The sequence below is a fragment of the Tessaracoccus luoxuelianae genome, from assembly GCF_054483915.1.
The window spans coordinates 430,303-447,784 of the sequence record NZ_CM137013.1; the positions used below are offsets into that span (position 1 = coordinate 430,303).

The 17,482-nt window shown below is 67.7% G+C and carries 20 protein-coding genes, 1 tRNA gene and 1 pseudogene; 13 read left to right on the forward strand and 9 right to left on the reverse strand.

Annotation, left to right across the window (positions count from 1 at the left end):
- Positions 1-41 precede the first annotated feature (41 nt).
- Positions 42-1,349, reverse strand: a complete 1,308-nt coding sequence (locus tag ACX1D1_RS01685) for an MFS transporter (protein ID WP_459056611.1) — start codon at positions 1,347-1,349, stop codon at positions 42-44.
- Positions 1,350-1,428: 79 nt separating this feature from the next.
- On the opposite strand from ACX1D1_RS01685, the gene ACX1D1_RS01690 reads away from it, so the two are divergent.
- Positions 1,429-1,501 (forward strand) — tRNA-Ala (locus tag ACX1D1_RS01690).
- A 613-nt stretch (positions 1,502-2,114) separates the two neighbouring features.
- Here ACX1D1_RS01690 and ACX1D1_RS01695 read toward each other — a convergent pair.
- The 6 genes and pseudogenes from ACX1D1_RS01695 to ACX1D1_RS01720 all read right to left on the reverse strand — a co-directional run.
- Positions 2,115-2,909 (reverse strand): annotated as a pseudogene (locus ACX1D1_RS01695) (recombinase family protein); the annotation flags it as partial.
- Positions 2,910-3,121: 212 nt separating this feature from the next.
- A complete protein-coding gene (locus ACX1D1_RS01700; RefSeq protein ID WP_459055660.1) occupies positions 3,122-4,513 on the reverse strand; it encodes an IS1380 family transposase in 1,392 nt (463 codons plus the stop codon).
- A 78-nt stretch (positions 4,514-4,591) separates the two neighbouring features.
- Entirely contained in the window at positions 4,592-4,873 is a 282-nt protein-coding gene (locus ACX1D1_RS01705; protein WP_459055661.1) for a hypothetical protein, read from the reverse strand.
- Positions 4,874-5,062: 189 nt separating this feature from the next.
- A complete protein-coding gene (locus ACX1D1_RS01710) occupies positions 5,063-5,317 on the reverse strand; it encodes a hypothetical protein (protein WP_459055662.1) in 255 nt (84 codons plus the stop codon).
- 433 nt (positions 5,318-5,750) lie between these two features.
- Positions 5,751-6,392, reverse strand: a complete 642-nt coding sequence (locus tag ACX1D1_RS01715) for a response regulator (RefSeq protein ID WP_182800321.1) — start codon at positions 6,390-6,392, stop codon at positions 5,751-5,753.
- Positions 6,389-7,555, reverse strand: a complete 1,167-nt coding sequence (locus ACX1D1_RS01720) for a sensor histidine kinase (RefSeq protein ID WP_182800322.1) — start codon at positions 7,553-7,555, stop codon at positions 6,389-6,391. Before ACX1D1_RS01720 ends, ACX1D1_RS01715 begins: the two co-directional genes overlap by 4 nt.
- Positions 7,556-7,706: 151 nt before the next feature.
- Here ACX1D1_RS01720 and ACX1D1_RS01725 point away from each other — a divergent pair, with 151 nt between their 5' ends.
- Genes ACX1D1_RS01725 through ACX1D1_RS01735 form a run of 3 tightly spaced genes read left to right on the forward strand, consistent with a single transcriptional unit; the run spans position 7,707 to position 10,484 of the window.
- Complete coding sequence (locus tag ACX1D1_RS01725) at positions 7,707-8,414, forward strand: ABC transporter ATP-binding protein (RefSeq protein WP_131170189.1); 708 nt, start codon at positions 7,707-7,709, stop codon at positions 8,412-8,414.
- A 25-nt stretch (positions 8,415-8,439) separates the two neighbouring features.
- On the forward strand, positions 8,440-9,243 hold the full coding sequence (locus ACX1D1_RS01730; RefSeq protein WP_182800323.1) for a hypothetical protein: 804 nt from the start codon (positions 8,440-8,442) through the stop codon (positions 9,241-9,243).
- A gap of 26 nt (positions 9,244-9,269) precedes the next feature.
- Positions 9,270-10,484: an erythromycin esterase family protein gene (locus ACX1D1_RS01735; RefSeq protein ID WP_182800324.1), complete on the forward strand. Its 1,215-nt coding sequence runs from the start codon at positions 9,270-9,272 to the stop codon at positions 10,482-10,484.
- Between the two features lie 602 nt (positions 10,485-11,086).
- Here the strand turns inward: ACX1D1_RS01735 and ACX1D1_RS01740 are convergent.
- A complete protein-coding gene (locus ACX1D1_RS01740; protein WP_459055663.1) occupies positions 11,087-11,512 on the reverse strand; it encodes a single-stranded DNA-binding protein in 426 nt (141 codons plus the stop codon).
- Between the two features lie 75 nt (positions 11,513-11,587).
- The gene (locus ACX1D1_RS01745) at positions 11,588-11,914 is read right to left on the reverse strand and encodes a type IV secretory system conjugative DNA transfer family protein (RefSeq protein ID WP_459055664.1); all 327 of its coding nucleotides are present in this window, start codon (positions 11,912-11,914) and stop codon (positions 11,588-11,590) included.
- A 132-nt stretch (positions 11,915-12,046) separates the two neighbouring features.
- Here ACX1D1_RS01745 and ACX1D1_RS01750 point away from each other — a divergent pair, with 132 nt between their 5' ends.
- From ACX1D1_RS01750 to ACX1D1_RS01790, 9 genes are all read left to right on the forward strand, one after another.
- Positions 12,047-12,910 (forward strand): tyrosine-type recombinase/integrase, encoded by an 864-nt coding sequence (locus ACX1D1_RS01750; protein ID WP_459055665.1) that lies wholly within the window; start codon positions 12,047-12,049, stop codon positions 12,908-12,910.
- Between the two features lie 70 nt (positions 12,911-12,980).
- Positions 12,981-13,217, forward strand: coding sequence for a BrnT family toxin (locus ACX1D1_RS01755; protein WP_182781069.1), 237 nt, complete (start codon positions 12,981-12,983; stop codon positions 13,215-13,217).
- A gap of 10 nt (positions 13,218-13,227) precedes the next feature.
- Complete coding sequence (locus ACX1D1_RS01760) at positions 13,228-13,470, forward strand: hypothetical protein (RefSeq protein WP_182781068.1); 243 nt, start codon at positions 13,228-13,230, stop codon at positions 13,468-13,470.
- Positions 13,471-13,550: 80 nt separating this feature from the next.
- Positions 13,551-13,781, forward strand: coding sequence for a helix-turn-helix domain-containing protein (locus ACX1D1_RS01765; RefSeq protein WP_459055666.1), 231 nt, complete (start codon positions 13,551-13,553; stop codon positions 13,779-13,781).
- 189 nt (positions 13,782-13,970) lie between these two features.
- Positions 13,971-14,288 (forward strand): hypothetical protein, encoded by a 318-nt coding sequence (locus ACX1D1_RS01770; protein ID WP_182800328.1) that lies wholly within the window; start codon positions 13,971-13,973, stop codon positions 14,286-14,288.
- A 666-nt stretch (positions 14,289-14,954) separates the two neighbouring features.
- Positions 14,955-15,548, forward strand: coding sequence for a hypothetical protein (locus tag ACX1D1_RS01775; protein ID WP_459055667.1), 594 nt, complete (start codon positions 14,955-14,957; stop codon positions 15,546-15,548).
- A 51-nt stretch (positions 15,549-15,599) separates the two neighbouring features.
- Positions 15,600-15,896, forward strand: a complete 297-nt coding sequence (locus ACX1D1_RS01780; protein WP_459055668.1) for a nucleotidyltransferase family protein — start codon at positions 15,600-15,602, stop codon at positions 15,894-15,896.
- A 107-nt stretch (positions 15,897-16,003) separates the two neighbouring features.
- A complete protein-coding gene (locus tag ACX1D1_RS01785) occupies positions 16,004-16,231 on the forward strand; it encodes a HepT-like ribonuclease domain-containing protein (RefSeq protein ID WP_459055669.1) in 228 nt (75 codons plus the stop codon).
- Positions 16,232-16,500: 269 nt separating this feature from the next.
- Positions 16,501-17,253: a hypothetical protein gene (locus tag ACX1D1_RS01790; RefSeq protein ID WP_459055670.1), complete on the forward strand. Its 753-nt coding sequence runs from the start codon at positions 16,501-16,503 to the stop codon at positions 17,251-17,253.
- The last annotated feature ends 229 nt before the right edge of the window (positions 17,254-17,482 follow it).

Genomic DNA, 17,482 nt, shown 5'->3' on the forward strand with positions numbered 1-17,482 from the left:
GCATCCTGGTTGCGCGAACCGTGCAGCCGAGGGCGGAGGGCTTACCGCCCCCGCGACACTTCAGGCAGCCGCCACCCCCACCACGCGCCCAGGATGCCCAGGCCCGCCAGGAACAGCAGCGCCCACACCACCCCGGCCAGCGCCAGCAGCGTGCTGATCCCGCCGACGATGAGCAGGATCACGCCCATCGCCGTGTTGGACACCGCGACGTAGACGGTCCGCATGTCGCCCTCTGCCATGTCGACGACGTAGGTCTTCCGCCCCACCCGCACCCCCGTGTGGAGGAGGGTGAGCAGGAAGTAGCCCGTCACCAGGACGACGGTGCCCCACGTCGACCCGCCGTCGAAGCCCGGCAGCGACACCACCGCAACCAGCACGAGAACCACCACAGACGCCGCGGCACCCGCGAACGACATCAGGGTTCTGCTGGAGCGGTCGGCCAGCCGACCGAAGATGCGGCCGCCGATCAGCGACGCCACCCCCGAGGCGAGCACGAAACCACCCAGGCCGGTCAGCGTGTCCGTGCCCTCCGTCGCGGACAGGGTCACGACGAACGGCGGGCTGAGGGCGGAGACCAGGAGGAAGCTGCGGGTGGTGACGAAACTGCGGAACTCGCGGTCCGTGCGAAGCAGTTCGAGGACACCGGTGGGGGAGCCGTCGGCCGCGGCTTCGGGCGCGCCGTCGTCGGGCTCGCGGAATCCCGCCTGGACGACGGCGGTGGCCAGCCAGAGCGCCGCGGCCGCGGCCAGCATCCACGCCAACTGGCCTGCGGACAAGTCGTCGCCGGCGAAGATCCGGATGGCAAGACCCAGGGTGATGGCGACGATGCCCGCGGCCGTGGTGCCCAGACCGTTGATCTGCCCCCGCTCGCCCTTCGGGATGGTGCGCCCCTGCACATCCTTGGACGCGATCGACGTCAGGCAGCGGCCGAGCGAGAACACCGTGAGGGCGGCGATGATGGCGAGCCCAGCCGCCAGCCCGGAGCCGACGGCGCCGGTGAGCGCCATGGCCGCCACGGCCACCGCCTGGATCAAGGAGCCGACCACCAGCACCCACTTCCGGTGCCGGACCCGCATCACCAGGGGCGTCAGGAACGCCTGGGGGAGCATGGAGCCGGATTCGCGGATGGGCACCAGGAGGCCGATCAGCGCGGTGGGCGCGCCGAGTGCATTCAGCAGCCACGGCAGCACCGTCGACGGCTTGACGATCTGATCGCCGGAGGACTGCAGGGCGCTCGCCACCACCTGCCGCAGCCCGTTGCCCGCGACGTGCTCTCCCGCGCCTCCGGGGAGGGCGCGCTCGGCGTCGAGGTCGCGGTGGAGGAGAGCGGAGTAGAAGCGTTCGGACATGCTCACGTTCCGACCCTAGAGGAGCCCCCCGGAGCGAGATGCCCCGGGGCGCGTGCTGCCCTATACTTGCCGTCGATTCGGGGCATTAACTCAATTGGTAGAGTGCCACCTTTGCAAGGTGGAAGTTAGGGGTTCGAGTCCCCTATGCTCCACCCCGCGCACAAGGCTCGAACCCTTGCCCGAAGAATCATTGGGCTGGGTTCGGGCCTTGTCGGCGTTCGCGGCCCAGGTGAGGGCGTTGTCGTTGATTTCAGGGTCGAGGAGCATCTCGTAGGGGCGGGCGTACTCGACGTGGAGGTCATCGTCCTCGTCCACATAGATCTTTGTGAAGAAGGCTTGGTTGCACAGGCGCCGGTTGGCGTCGTCGCACCGCTTGTAGATGTCTACGCAGTTCTCCAACAGGTTCAGCGCGTCGTCTAGGTGGGCGCGGGCTTCGGTGTACTCGCCGTGGTGCGCGTCGATGCGGCGCGTGATGTGGTCCAGTTCGGTGAGGATGCGGTCTTGTTCTCGTTTCAGCAGGGACAGCGGGATCGCGTCGGCGTAGTGGGCTTGGATGAGACGGGTCTGTTCGTTCTCCAGCCGATCACGGTTCGCGGTGAGCTGGGCGAGTTCGTCGGTCTCGGCGGACATGAGCCGGTCGAACTCGTGATGCAGCATTCCGGCGAGGGCTTCGCGACGGGCGGGGGTGATCTGGATGCGGGCGTAGTAGTCCTCGATCAGATGCTCGACGTCTTCGATGAGGATGGCGCTGCGGGTGCAGTCGGTGCGCTTGGAGTGCCGGCCGGAGCAGACGAAGTAGGGGTAGACGAATCCGTGCCGGTTCTTGGAGTTGGAGACCATCAGGCGGGAGCCACAGGCGCCGCAGTAGATGCTGCCTTTGAGGTAGTGGTCGTGAATCTGCGTGGCCTCGGCGGCGCTCTTGTGGGAGGTGAGCACCGACTGCACCTGGTACCAGACCTCGGCCGGCACGAGCGGTGAGTGGGCTCCCTTGTAGTTGACGCCCCGGTAGGTGACGTCTCCCTTGTAGTAGGGGTTGGTCAGCAGCCGGTGCACCGAGGAGACGGCAAGCGGATTGGCGGGTCGCTTCGGCGTGGGCACGCTGACCAGGCCGCGGGCGGTGAGTTCTTCGTGGAGTTGACTGACGGTCCAGTCTCCAGAGGAGTAGGCCTTGAACGCCCATTCGACCAGCGGGGCACGTTCGGGGTCGAGCTGGACGGTGCGGACCTCGCGGCCGAGCTCATCGCGGACACGGACGTTGAGGTACCCGATGGGTGCTTTGCCGAGGGTGCCGCCGTTCGCGGCTTTCTGCGACATGCCTTTGACGACCTCGGTGGCGAGGTTGCGGGAGTAGAACTCCGCGATGGTGGACATGATGCCGTGCAGCAGCATCCCCGAGGGGGTCTCATCGATGTTCTCCGTCGCCGAGACCAGCAGCACCCCGGCCTGCTGCAGAGCGAGGTGGATAGTCACGTCGTCGGCGCGGTTGCGGGCGAGCCGGTCGACCTTGTGGACGATGCAGTACGCGACCTTGTGCTGTTTGACGTAGCGGATCATCCGCATCAGCTCGGGACGGTCGGCGGACTTCGCCGATGTGCCTGCGTCGGTGAACCTCGATATTTCATGACGGCCCTGTGTGGGGCTGGTCGGCGCTGGTGGCGTCGAGGTTGTTCTGATTCTTGCAGGTGGGTGCGACAAGACCCCGCGTGACGCTGCGGTGCGGGTTTCCAGGCCGAGAGCTGCAAGATTCAGAGGGACATGTGGAGGACGTAGGGTCAGGTGGCGGGTGCCGGGAGTCTTCGGAGTCGGCTGATGCTGTCGATGATCAGCTCGGCCCAGCGGGATCGGTCGCTGAAGTGGACGACGGTGCGGCGGGCTCTTCTGGCCAGGGTCGCGGGGATGGTGTAGAGCCGGTAGCGCAGCCGTTTCGGTTCCCAGCGTCGGGCTTCATGCCCGGCCAGCGCCAGCATCGCGCTCCAGGCCTGCAACTCGGAGGCCAGGGCGACGATCTGGCACCAGATCCGATTCTGGTCGAACCCGTGCAACGGGAGGTTGGCCAGGCCGGTGTCTTTCGCGATCCGGATCCGGTCTTCGCAGCGGGCGCGTCGACGATGCCTGAGCTCCAGCTGCTGGAGGGTGCCGAGGGTGGTGTTGGTGGCGAAGGCGGTGAGTCGGTAGCCGTCGACGTCGTCGAACCGCAGCTGAGCGCCGGGGTGGGGCCGTTCGCGGCGGACGATCACCCGCATCCCGGCAGGCCAGCCGTCGAGATCCAGCAGTCCGGTGAAGTCAGCAAGATCGGCCCCCTCGCGAGCCTCGCCATCGCTGTTGAGGGCCGGCACCCAAACCCACTCCGGGACCAGGTGGTAGAGGTCGGGGGTGTCCATGGGGAGGGTGAAACCGACCGAGTACGCCACCCTGCGCCCGGTCAGCCATTTGGTGAACTCCTTCGTGCCGCCGGCCCCGTCCGCGCGGATCAGCACGCGGCGTCCGGGCCGCGGGTTCCGGTCGGGGAGCTGCGCGAGAGCTTGTTTGGTGACGGTGATGTGATCGGCGGCGGTGTTCGAGCCGGCGTTCCCGGGGCGTAGGTGGACCTCCAGGGCTTCACCGGTGCCCTCAGGTCCGTGGTCGGCGAACGCCATCAGCGGGTGGAACCCGAAGCCTCGTTTGAACGTCGCAGCCGCGCGCTGCTTCTCCGAGTGGGCGGTGATCAGCGACGCGTCGAGATCGATCACCACCGGATCCTCGGCAGTCGACTCGTGGTCGGGGGCATGCTCACCGGCCAGGGCCCAGACCGTGGCGCGGGCCTGCTGCCTGGCTCCGGCGATCGCCTTGATGGCCTTGTCTGCGTCCTCGGCCAGGGTCGCGATCAGGCGCGACACAGTCGGATCCGACGCCACCGGGCCGTAGACCCCTGGTTCAGCACGGAGGGTAGCGAGGTCACTCAACGCTTCACCGCCGAGCACCAGCGACACCGCCAGATCACAGATGATCTTGCCCGGGTCGTGGATCGCCAACGGTTTCCGCCACCGCGACAGCGCCTCCGACAGGGCCCGGTCCAGGCCGGCCGCGCGGATGGTTTCGGTCAGCAGGATCCCGCCCGCCTGCCCGACCGCGGTCACCTTGGCCGTATCGACATGAACCCTGGGATATGAGCCGGTACTCTTCACCTCGAAGGTGCTCCTCGTTTGTTGAATGATTGTGCTTCGCAAAACACATCATCCCAAGTCAGGGGCACTTTCGCTATCTCAGGCCACTACAGTCCACCCACCGTCATGAAAGCACGAGGTGAACTCCTCCACGACGACCGCGCCGAGTTGCTCGGCCTTGCGGCGGTTCGCCTCTCGCTGCGCGGGGATGGAGAACCCTTCCTCGGTGCCGCCCTTCTCGGCTTGCTCCCTGGTGGACACACGCAGGTAGGAAACCGCCAGGGCGGTGCCCTTGGGTGGGTCGATGAGACTCCGCACCGGGTCGGTGCGGGCGGGTTCGGGGTGCGCCGTGTCGGCGTGCTCGATGGCTGTGGTGCTCATGGCTTCTTCTCTCGCTCGGACTCGTCTGGCCCTCGCGCGAAGCGCCCAGAAGAGGGATCGAGGTGTCGATCGTGAGAAGAAGCCCGAAGGCCGGAGGACTAGGACGCCGGGGCATCCACGTGAGATATGCCCGTCACGAGTGGCGGGGTTGAGGACCACAACACCCCACGCTTCGCGCGAGGCGTACATCTATTCTACCTGGCCCTCCGACACCGGCACAGGGATCGGGTCCGTGTGGGCGCCGGCCGGGCGAACCCGGTAGGTCTCGGGTGGTTCCTGGTTGCGGCGGATCGCGCGCGTCTGCCCGGTCTCCTGCAAGGTGAGCCGGATCAGCACCTCGGCGAGCTTGTGCAGGTCCACCGGGTCACGGTGCGCGGCGCGGATGGAGAACTTCCGGTCCTCGTAGCGTCGCCGATCGGTCTTGCGCACATAGCTGGAGCCCATCAGTCGCGCACCTCCCCGGTGTCGAAGTCGGCATAGAAGGCGTCCTCCTTCTCTTGGCGGCGGGCCACGTCGTCGAGAACGAACTGCACGAACTCCTTCTCCCGATGCTCGATCACGACATCCTCGACCGGCGGCGCAGGGTCCTCACCGGGCCAGGCGGTCTGCCTCGTGGGACGGTCGCGGTCCAAGCGGGTGCTGGCCGTCGCGACCCATTCGCGCAAGCGCTCACGGGCCTCACCGTCGGCACACCGCACCTGAACGGCCTCACCCACCACCGTGGCGGAGGAAGAACGCGCACATCTGCCGCCCACAGTGCGAAGGTGCAGGGTCGGCTTCGGTACACGAGGGCGCGGCCCGCGGATGCTGTTGGCCGCGCGAGAGCTGGAACGGGTGCCGTGGAGCAGGATCACCAGCGGTCGGGCAGGAAACCAACCTACGTGCGGACCTCGCGCACCATCATCGCCGCGGAGACTCGGTTGTCGACGCCGAGCTTGGTGAAGATGTGGGACAGGTGCGCCTTGACCGACGCCATGGACACGTTCAGCCGCGAGCCGATCTGGGCGTTGGTCAAGCCCTCGGCCATGAGGACGGCGATCTCGCGCTCGCGTTGGGTGAGTTGCTCCAGCGCCGCGTTCGCCGGTGCTTCGGCGGCCGGACGCTCGGTGGCGACCTGGATGAGCGTGTCGGTGACCTCCGGTGACAGCGTCCGCTCCCCGGCGTGAACTCGACGGATCGCGTCGACCACCCGGGCCGGATCGGTGTCCTTCAACAAGAACCCGTCGGCGCCTTGCCGCAGCGCCCGCACCACGTAGTCGTCGGTGTTGAACGTGGTCAGCACGATGACGCGAGGCCGATCGTCCCGCCCGGCAAGGGCGTCCAGGGTCGCGAGACCATCCATGCCCGGCATGCGGATGTCGAGCAACAACAGGTCGGCACCCTGCGCCGCCAGGTGCTCCAGCGCCTCGATCCCGTTGGCGGCCTGCCAGGCCACCTCGATGTCAGCCTCACCGCCCAGGATGAAAGCCAGGCCGGTCCGCACCATGGCGTCGTCATCAACGATTCCGAGCCGGATCATGCGCCCTCCTTCGCCGGCGCGCCCCACGGGAGGGCGGCGTCCACCACGAATTGTCCATCCCGGACGCCGTGGGTGAGCGTTCCGCCCACCAGCCCGACGCGTTCGGCGATGCCCACCAGACCGAGCCGTGACCCGCTCGCGTCGGGGATCGCCAGGTCAGCGAGCGGGTTCGATACCCGCAGGTGCAAGACTTCGTCGCGTGCGGTGAGGCTGAGGTGCACCGGCGCTCCGGGGGCGTGCTTGCGGGCGTTGGTGAGGCACTCCTGGACGATCCGGAATGCCTGCCGAGACGCGTGGGTGGCCACCGCCTCAAGGTCGCCGATGTGGGTCACGGTGACGCGCTGGCCGATGTCTTCGGCGTCGGCCAGCAGGACGTCCAGCTCGGCGAGCGTCGGCTGGGGAGGCTCGGGCGGTGCCTCAGCTCCTCGCAGCGTGGCAAGCATCGTGCGAAGCTCGTCGAGTGACGCCTGCGCATTGAGCTGAATCATCCTGGCCGCTGCCTGGGCTTCATCCGCAGTGAGATTCGTTCGATAGGCCAGGCCGCCGGCATGCAGGGCGACCAGCGACAGGCGGTGCGCCACGACGTCGTGCATCTCGCGAGCGATGCGCTCGCGTTCGGCCATACGCGCCTCGTTGATGCGGGACGCCTCGGCCTCGCGTCGTGCCTGCTCCGCCGATTCGCGGTCGTGCTGGGCCTGAGCGCGGCTGGACGCCAACAATCCGATGAGGGTCGCGATCACCACGCCAGCGATGGCCAACGCCAGTTCGAAGCTGAGCGCCGTCGCAGCAGCACCCGAGGCCGACGCGAATAGCTCGAGCACCTTGGCGGCGATGAGGACGGCACCCGTCGTCAGGGCGCTGGTGAGGCTCCGGCGTCGGGCCACCGACTCCTGCGCCACGATCGCTGCCCCGAGCACCCCAGGGCTCGGCACCCACAAGGCGGCGATGACGAGTGCGATCGCGATCGGAGCTCGCTCGCGCCAAGGCAGCGCGACAAGGGCTGCGATGGCCGGGAGGACCAGCAGGAGGACGAGCGACCATGGGAGTGGGCGTCCAGCGGCGAGGCGGGCGGCGACCGGCGTCAGGTAGTAGAGGAACGCGAGCACCGCCACGGTCCACACCACGAATCGGGGCGGGGCAGGGGCGAGGGGTGGCGCGGTCACGGTCCCAACCTAACGCTGGTGCCTTCGAGGGGCGTCGGCCGAGCGGCCCGCGGAGGGGGGTCCGATCGGACCTTCCCCAGCGCCGAAGCGACCCGTCACGGTGGCTGATCACCCGATGCGGCACCCCGGATGGCTGGGCTGAACTGAACCCATGATCAACCTGACCCACCTCACCAAGCGTTTCGGCGCCACCGTGGCGCTCGATGACGTCACGTTCTCTGTCGCTCCCGGCACAATCGTCGGGTTCCTCGGCCCCAACGGGGCCGGCAAGTCGACCTGCCTGCGTTCCCTGGTTGGTCTCGTCCGCCCCGACTCCGGGGAGGCCACCGTGAACGGGATGGCCTACGCCACCCTCGCCGACCCCGCCCATGTCGTGGGTGCCCTGCTCTCGGCCGACTCCTTCCACCCCGGCCGCACCGGACGCGAAACCCTGCGGTTGGCGTCCATCACGCTGGGCCTGCCCGCGAGCCGCGTCGACGACGCGCTGGACGAGGTTGGCCTGACCGCTGCCGAGGGACGCCGTCGCGTCGGCACCTACTCCCTGGGCATGCGGCAGCGTCTCGGCCTGGCCCACGCCCTGCTCGGCGACCCTGCCGCGCTCGTGCTCGACGAGCCGGCCAACGGCCTCGACCCGCAGGGTCAGCGCTGGCTTGCGGGTCTGCTCCGTTCACGCGCCGAGCGTGGGTGCGCGGTCCTGCTCAGCAGCCACGATCTGCACGAGGTCAGCCGCCTGGCCGACCGCGTTGTGATGGTGGCCCGCGGTCGGGTGCTCGCCGACGAGCCCATCACCGCCGCGTCCAGCGCCGAGCTCGAAGAGCAGTACTTCACCCTCACCTCTGGCGCTGACCGCGCCGCCTGACCACCACGCTCGAAAGGACCCCGAGATGACCGTCCACACCGCTTCCGTCCCCGCTCCTGCCGCCGCTCCGGTGCGCGCTGCGCGCGTCGCCTCGAACGAGACCTCCGGTCGGGCACTGGCCCGCGCCGTGGCCGTCGAGACCCGCAAGCTGGTCAACACCCGCATCGGACCCGTGCTGATCGCTGCGGCAGCTCTCCTGTCGGGCGCCTTTGCCGGGGGACGTGCCCTGTTCCCCACCACAGGAACCGACTTCGGCAAACTGGCGTCGATGGCTGTGGTGCCGGCGTCCATGATCTCGATGGTGCTCGCGGTGCTGCTCGTGGCCGGTGAGTTCTCGGCCCGCACCGCCTCCGTGACGTTGACCCTCGATCCCCGCCGTGGCCGTCTGGTGTTGGCGAAGAGTCTGACCGTCCTGGGGCTGTGGGTCGTCGCGACGACCTTGGCTGTCGTGGCGGCGGCGCTCGTGATGGTGGTGGCGCCGCTGATCACCGGTGTGTCCATGGCGTGGACGTTTGACGTCGCCTCGCTCGCCGTGGTGGCCGGCAATGGTGCCTTCCTGGTCCTGGCGGGCTTCGCGTGGGCCCTGGCGCTGCGCAACGCGGCCGCCCCGATCGCCTTCCTGCTGGTGTGGCCCACGGTGGCCATGCTGGTCGGCAGCATCTCCGACACCGCAGCGCGCGCCATGGCTTTCGTGGCCGTCGATCCGCTCCACGAACTTCTTCCGGACGCGGCGGTCGTCGGTCCGCTGGCCGTGGTCGTCGCCGCGATGGTGTGGATCTTCGCCCCAGGTACCGTCGGGACGCTGCGTCTGCTGCGCGACGACCTGTGACGAACCCCGACCAGAAGGAGACGTCCATGAAGAAGCGCAAGCCCCTCGGCCTGGTGTTCGTCGCCATCATCGTCAGCGTGGCGGCCGTCGCGGCGATGGTGTCGTGGTGGCAGTCCCGCCCGCAGGGCTCACCTGTGGCTGGTGAGTTCACCGAGGCGGTTCTCTCGGAACGGATGACCTCCGCCCGGGTGCTGGCACTGGGGGAGGCCACGCATGGCACCCATGAGTTTCAGGCGCTGCGCCTGCAATTGCTGCAGAAGGTCGCGGACCAGGGCTTCACGACCGTCGCCTGGGAGGAAGACTTCGGCAGCGTCGCCTCGGTTGACGCCTGGCTGCAGGGTGGACCGGGCACCGCCGTGGAGGCCGCCCGTCTGTTCGGCTACGGCCTGAACCGGACCCGGGACACGGTCGACTTGCTGACCTGGGTGCGCGCGCACAATGACCAACACCCGGCGGGCGAGGACATCCGCTTCGTGGGCATCGACGCCGCGCGTCCCACCGTCACCAAGGGGCTTGCGCTCGCCTGGCTGGCCGCGCGGAACCCCACGGCTGCGGCCGACCTGACCGCGCGGCTGGCGCGCTTCACCGATGAATCCCTGTGGGACAGGGCGGTGGCCGCCGACGTCGAGTCGGCCGTGGCGGACCTGCAGGCCGCGCTCACGGCGTCCGATGACGGGAGCGAGGCAGCGGCCGAGGCGCGGCAGGCGGGGCGCGTGCTGGAGCAAGCCCGGCAGCGAGGCCTCGGTGTCGGCAACCGGGACGCGATGATGTTCGACAACCTGGCCTGGCTCGTGGAGCGCGGGACGGCGTCCGGGCGCGAGCGCACGCTGCTGTTCGGCCACAACGGGCACCTCGACCGCGCGGGGCAGGCGACCGCGGTCGGGGGCGACACCGTGGGGCGGCTGGCCGCGCGGCAGTGGGGAGATGACTACCGGGTGATCGGCACCGACGGGCATCGCGTGGGGCTGAACTCGCAGGGAACGGTGTCGACGCTGACGGTGAACGGGCGCATCCGCGGGCTGTTCGAAGGCACGACGGTGGGCTACCTGGAGCTGGCCTCGGTCACCGGGGCCGACGCCGAGTTGTTGCGCGGCGCCACGACGATGGTCAGCGCCGGCGAGCCGTTCGCCTCGTGGCAGGCGTGGGTGCCGCCGTCGCACACGGTGAGCGTCACCCCCGCGGAGGCCTGGGACGCGCTCATCTACGTCTGGGACGCGTCCCCGACCGAGCGACTGGGCTGAGCTGCGGCCCGGGGAGGCGTACCCGCGCTAAGCCGACCACCTGACGCCCGTCGGCGCCTTGCTGTTAGCGTGCCGCGCACTGTTCACCCTCCGCCCCTGGGAGTCCGCCATGACTGAGATGCCCACGCCCGAAACCCTCGAGTTTGCTTGGCTCGCCTCCACCGGCAGCGCCCCCGTGCTCGGGCCGGCCGATGGGGTGGTCCAACCGGAACTCGCTCCGGGGGACGCGCCGCTGTGTGGTTGCCCAGAAGCGTAGCGGACCCGTTCTGCTCGGGGTCGTACGCGCACAGCCAGTGCAGATGCAGGGCGGACAGTTCCCAGACGAGTTCGGGGTGATGGTGCCAGAACGGAGGGATCACGCTGGCGGGCAGCCCGTAGGTGTGGCGCAGCCAGTGTACCCACCGGTTCAGCTCCAGCCACTCGATCTCTGCCTCATGCGCGGTCAGCAGATTCCAGTTCACCGGGTGTGGCGGCTCGGCCACCCCGGCGTCATCAGACCCGCCGTCCACGTCGTCCTCGGGTTCGGGCTCGTCGGTATCAAGATCAGTGTCGAGGTCTGGGTCGAACTCGTCAGGGGTGTCGATCATGATCGTGCTCCTGATTCACCGGCTGATCGCGTGGCTGCGGTTGGTGGCAGGCCGGGACGGCGGCTCGAACTCCGGGGCGCGTGTGGGTGGTTCACGGCGGGCGCGTTCGACGGTGTAGGTGGAGCGTGCGGTGTCGTGGCAGATCTTCTTGGCGACGAACTTCTCCCCGGTCATCGTCTGCCCGTCGCGGATGTACTCGTCCCGGTCGAGATAGCCTTCGGCGACGAAGCTGTCGCCCTTGGCGAAGCGTTCGTAGGCGCGCTCGGCGGTCTTGCCATGGATCACCAGATCGTGGAACGTCGCCTCCAGCTCCTCGAACTCACCCGGCCCCGTCGCCCGGTAGTGCCGCTGCCCGAACCGGGCCTTGCCACTGTCGGCGATCTTCAACTGCGGATCGGATGCGATGAACCCTGAAATCGACTGCTGCGTGCGGATAGCCATCGGACTGTCCTCCTGACCTGTCTCGCGACCCCGCGTGCCGGGGTCGCTCTTGCCAGGCAGGTACGCGCGGCGCCCCTATGAGCCGGAGGGGCTCTGTTGCAGCAGCTTCTCGACCTCGGCGCGGTCGGCGCGCAGGCGTGCGGCGTCGGGGCGGGTGATCCAGGTCCGCATCCGGGTGACGATCGGCGGCGCGGCGCGCAGGAGGACGAGGGCTGTCCCGAACGGGAGTGTCCTGATCGCGTCGGGTGGGAGGATGGGCACCCGGCGGATCGACCTCTGCGCGGAGCGGGAGCCGTGATCGCCGATGGTGGTGGAGTCGGTGATTTCGTCGCGTTCTCCGATGAGGGTGGTGAGGTCGTGCAAGTCTTTCGAGTTCGAGGCGCCGCCGAGGATGATCTTCACGATGGAGGCGTCCCAGATCGCGCGCGGCGTTCTCTGGCACAGCGCGCGCGGCCGCTAGCTCTGTCCACCCGGACCGCCTACGAGCAGGACTGGCGGCTTCGAATCGTGCCCCACTGGGGAACTGAACGGGATGTGACGACCATCACTCACGACGAGGTGTGGCAGTGGCGCCAGGGCCCGCTGGGTGCTGAGCGCCGCCGTGATCGGTCGACGTTGGCCTTGTTCAGCGAGTTGCTGGCTAAGGCGGCGCATTGGGGATGGATCGACAAGAACCCCGCCGCCGGCGTGGGCATCCCGCGCCAGACGAAGGCGATGGAGCAGCGTCACGTGTTCGACCTGGACGACGTCCGACGCTATCTGCAGGCCGCCGAACCCCAGCATGTGGCGATGTTGGCCACGGTGGCCCTGGGCGGGTTGAGATCCGGTGAAGTCCGGGGTCTGCGTCGGATGGACCTCGACCTTGAGGGGCGGCGGATCCTCGTGCGCCAGGCGATCGAGCACGGCAAGGACGGCACTGCCTACCGCCTGGGTGTGAAGGTTCCAAAGACGTCGGCCGGCATCCGCTCGCTGCCGATGTCGACGACCTTGGTCACGATTCTGCGGGATCACCTCGAGGCGCACCCCCGGTCGCCTGAGCAGCTCGGATTCACCGTCGCGAATGGCAAGCCAATGGGGCCGGCCGAGGCAGACCGCCGGCACAATAGGGCGCTGGCAAATATGGGGTTGCGGACCCCGGAGGCGGAGCGCCGCCGATTGTGGCGGAAGGGTCTACCGGTGCCGACGGAGGACCACATCACGTTGCACGACCTTCGTGCTTCGTACGCCGCGTGGCTCTTCAGCGAGGGGTACACGATCGCGGAAGTCATGCTCTTGCTGGGGTGGAGCGACTCCCGCATGGCGCTTGAGGTCTACAGCCGCGTCTTTCCACGACGAGTCGAGAGCGTCGGTCCCAAGCAGGATGAAGCCCTCAAGGGCCTCACAGTCGTCGTGGCATGAGGCCCCCGATCGCCTCTCTACGTGTAAAGGCTCCCTTGACGAGGGCAGGATGTAAAGGTAATCTTTACACATGGAGATCCGCGGTTCGGCGCGCAAGCACGGGATCACGGATGCAGAGATCGAACATGCTTGGCACCACGCCATAAGGCTCGTCGAGTATGAATACAACGGTCAGGAACGCCTGTTGGTGATCGGGGCTGACCAGCACGGACGCTTGCTGGAACTCGTTGCTGTGCCTGCAGATGAACCGACTCGGATCATCCACGCTGATCGACTACGACCGAAGTTCTACGACTACCTGAGGTGAGGTGAACGCCATGACCATCAAGACACACAATGACTCGACCGGGCTGGACCAGCTAGACGTCCGTACGAACCCAGCCCGCGACGCCGCGCACTTCCGCCGGATTCTCGCTGCCCGGAAGGCGGTGGCGGAGGCCGAACAGGAACTGCGAGAAGCAGTACACGAGGCCCGCGAGGCCGGCGACTCCTGGACCGTTATCGGGGCCGCGCTCGACACCACCCGTCAGGCTGCCTATCAGCGCTTCGGTCGCGACTGAACCGTCGCAGTTCAGATGTCCCCTCTCACGCTGGGTGTCGGCCGTGGGGGTTCATAGGGGTATGAGCGAGAGGATCCTTGATGAGCACCCGTAACGCCTCAGCCCCCACACCGAGAGCGGGCGCGCGGCGGTGGGCCTCCCTGAATGAAGCCGCTGAGTACATTCGTGTTCATCCCAAGACCTTGACCCGACGCTTCAGCGACGGTTCCCTGATCCGGTACCGAGTTGGACGCGGGGTGATGGTCGATTTGGACGAGCTGGACGAACTCGTGGTCGCGAGCGCCGGCGGCCTCAAGACCCTGGCCGGGTGACCGCATTGCGGGCGTCGGCTTCGTGGGCACAGACCCTCGAGGTGGGGCGCTTGTTGTCCCAATGTAGTGCCGCTCCCCAGTATTGGGGTTTGTGGCTCATCACAATCCACGGTGTAGTTGAGGCCTGAACCGCCGGTCTCGAAGATAGATCGGGCGGTTCATTCCGCGCAAGGCAAGTCCATCCGCAGCATGGCCACGGAGATAGGTCTCCTCGACTTCTATCGGCAGGCTTATCAGGCTTATCAACAGGCCAGCGGCGTCGCGCGCTCCGAGGGGTGGTCGATTGAAGCCCACGCGATGGAACGGTGCCTCAACGTCCTACGCGGCCTGCACCTCATCTCGAGCCTCTCGCTCAGCAGGGGCGGCAACGTACAGCTCGGAACTGCATGGGGCGACCAGTTCTACTCACTGATCGGCACCGCCTTCCGCCTCCTCGACACCGATGAGCGAGCGGTCTCCTCGGCGCTTTCCTGGCTCAAGGAGTCGGAGACCGTGGAGACAGCCTGATCTCGCACTCGGCTTCGTGACGTGGAAAGGGGGAGTTGTGCCCGCTCATCGGCATTATGAGCGCGAGAGCCGGCTCATGGCTCTCGGCTGTCGCGGGCGGTTCTTGAGGCTAACCGAGCCCGCGAGGGTGGTGTGGTCAGGGGCTACAAGCAGCAGCAGTTCGGGTCGCGGGACAGAGCGGATCGGGACGCTGTGCGCGTGGAGGAGGAGAAGTGCCAGAGCCGGTTGTGTGGTGCCGGGAGTCCGCGAATCGTCTGGCTGGTAGCACACTCGCAGCACGGCGCTGCCTTCTCCTCGGTAAGCTCCTAGTCAGCAGCGTTTAGACAGGGGTTCGAGTCCCCTATGCTCCACTGTGCGTTTCCCTTAGTCAGGCGCGTTTCATATGGCTGATTCGGGCATTGCACTTTCGTGGGTGCGTCACCCCGCGCCAACTTCCGCAAGGTCGGGCACCGTGTGCGCTCGCCCCGGTGCGGAGGGCCTGCCGTGTGGCCCGACTCTGGGGTTGTTCGGCGGATCTGGTGCCGACTACGCCATCAGATCTGCCGCCGGAGCGCTCGTCGCCCGAGACCGACTCCGCGTGGGTCTGGGCTGATCAAGTCGCCGGCATGAGGGACAGACAAGCGCGTTCGTGCGGAACTGTCGGACCCACCCTGCATGATCGTCAGTATGGGCGACGCCGTCACTCCCGAACTGACCGAGACCGAGAGGGCCGGCTGGAAGGCGCTGGGCTCCTCGTACCGAGCCCTCGCAGAGGCGGCCGCGAAGGGTGACCTCACCGAGGAGGATGTGGGGGCGACGCTGGCCCAGACAGGCCAGATCGAGCTTGACCCGGCGCGGTTCACGGACGCACTCCACGTCCCCGAGGACGCGGGCGCTTACGCCGAGGCGTTGGAGGGTCTGTTGCGACGGATCCCGGACGGGTGGGGCCGGTGGATCTCCTGTGACGCAGGCTGGTACCCGCTGATCGTGGACTTGGACGCGGCAATGGCCGCGATCTGGCCGACGTACGTGGTTCAGCAAGTGAAAGAGAAGTTCGGTTCCCTGCGGTTCTACTTCGACGCCGAGGGCCTTCCGCTCGAAGTTCCCAGGCATCGGCGACTGGATGCGTTGCTCCGCGACGCGGAGGAACGTTCATTGCGGACCTGCGAGGTGTGCGGGGCCGACGCGGTGCTTTGCAGGCGGCGGGGCTGGCTGAAGACTCTGTGCGCGGGTTGCCGCAGACTGGAGCACAACCGTGGTTACGTGCCGGTTGCGGGCTGACCTTCAGCGTCCGCCGTAGACTGTTGGTGTTGGTTCGAGGGGAGGGTCGCTGTGGAGATCGTTGGTCCTGATCGCCAACGGCTGCGCGACATATGCCAGCGGTGTGGGATCGCGTCACTGGAGGTGTTCGGGTCCGTTGCGCGTGGCCAGGCGGAAGCCGACAGCGATATCGACCTGTTGTACACGCTTGCCCCTGGTGCGCGGCTGGGTTGGGAGATCGAGGACCTGTCGGACGAGTTGGCCGTCGTGTTCGGGCGCAGGGTGGATCTGGTGGCGCGAAGGGCTCTACACCCTGCGTTGCGTGAACACGTACTGCTGGAGGCGGAGCCGGTCTATGCCGCGGCGTGAACTACTGCTCCTCGGCGAGATGATCGACGCGGCCGAGCAGGCGACACGACTTGTGGCGGGGCTGGAAGTCGAGTCGCTCACGCACGACCGTCAGAGACGCGACAGCTTTGCTGTGGAACTTCACTGTGCTCGGCGAGGCGGCGTCGCAGCTCCCGGAGTCGGTGAAGCAGGCGCACCCCGAGGTGAGGTGGTCGAGGCCCAGCCAGCTTCGAAATCGGATTGTCCATGGCTACTGGTCGGTCGACCTGGAGGTGTTGATCGCTACCGCCGTCGACGACCTGCCGGGGTTTGTCGCCGAGCTGCGTAAGGTGGCGGCCGAAATCAGCGACGGATGACGGCGTGATCGAGTTCAGACCGTAGTTCCGTAGATTCGCGGTCCGGTATTCGTACTTTCGCGAGTCTCGCCTCCGCCTGGCCCAGTAGTGCCGAAGAATCGGTGATGACCAGCCCTGGTTCGGCGGATCTGGTGCCGACCACGCCATCAGATCCGCCCCCGAAGCACGCATCGTGTAGGCCCAGACCAATGATGACGCCGGCCCCGATGGGGCACACGGGCTCGGCAGGCTCAGGTGTTTTGTGAGATGCCTTGCCGCAAGGCTTTGAGTTGCTCCGCGACGAGCGAGCTTGGGGTGGTCGCCGTCTCGATGCAGGGTTGGCAAACCTATTCGTTTATGCGAAGCTCTCTGTTGTGGGGTTGATGATGGTTTCCGAAGCGGCTGAGCGTCTTGGGGTGTCCACACGGCAGGTGCAGCATCTGGTCGCACAGGGAGAGCTGCGCCAATTGGCGCGAGGGGTCGTGGACGGGACCTCGGTGGAGCGGCTGGTGGCGGTGCGTGGCGGATCACATCAGCGGGCATGGTCTGAGCCGACGGCGTGGGCGGCGGTGTCGCTGCTGTCGGGTGGGCATGCGTCCTGGCTGGGGCTGACGCAGCGGTCGCGTCTGAGGTCGCGGCTTCGGGGACTGACTGCGTCCGAGTTCGTGGAGCGTGCGCGCGGTCGTGCCGTCGTAAGGCGGTATCGGGCGCATTCGAGCGCGGGTCAGTACCGTCTCGGCTTGCTCGTATGCGCCATGGATGCCGGGAGGCAGCTTGGGCTGGCCGAGACCACCAGGATCGACGGCTATCTGGCGGTCAGCGAGGTCGAGGACGTGGTCCGTGCTCATGGGTTGATCCGTGACGACGAGGGTCGAGTAACTCTCCGCGCCACGGGGATGGATCTCGATATTGTCGGCGACCTCGCACAGCGCGGTGTTGTGTTGGCCGCCCTTGACTTGGCGGAGTCACTCGATGTGCGGGAGAGGCGGGCCGGCCTCGAGGCCCTGGACAATGCGCTGGGGGCCTTCCGTCGCACGACGTAGCTCGGCCCGTTCATGGCTGCCAGAGCGCGGCTGCGAGAGTCCGTGGAGGCCGGCGTCAGATCCGTCACCGTAGCCGCGTGGGGCCCCGGGATCATGACCAGTCGGCTGCCCGCGACTCCCGTCGCTCCCGCAACGCCGCGCCGAGGAACCGGAATGTCCATTCCTGGGCCAGTTGCCGTGTCGCGGCGAAGATGACCGGCACAATCGGCACCCCCACCGGGCACTCGGC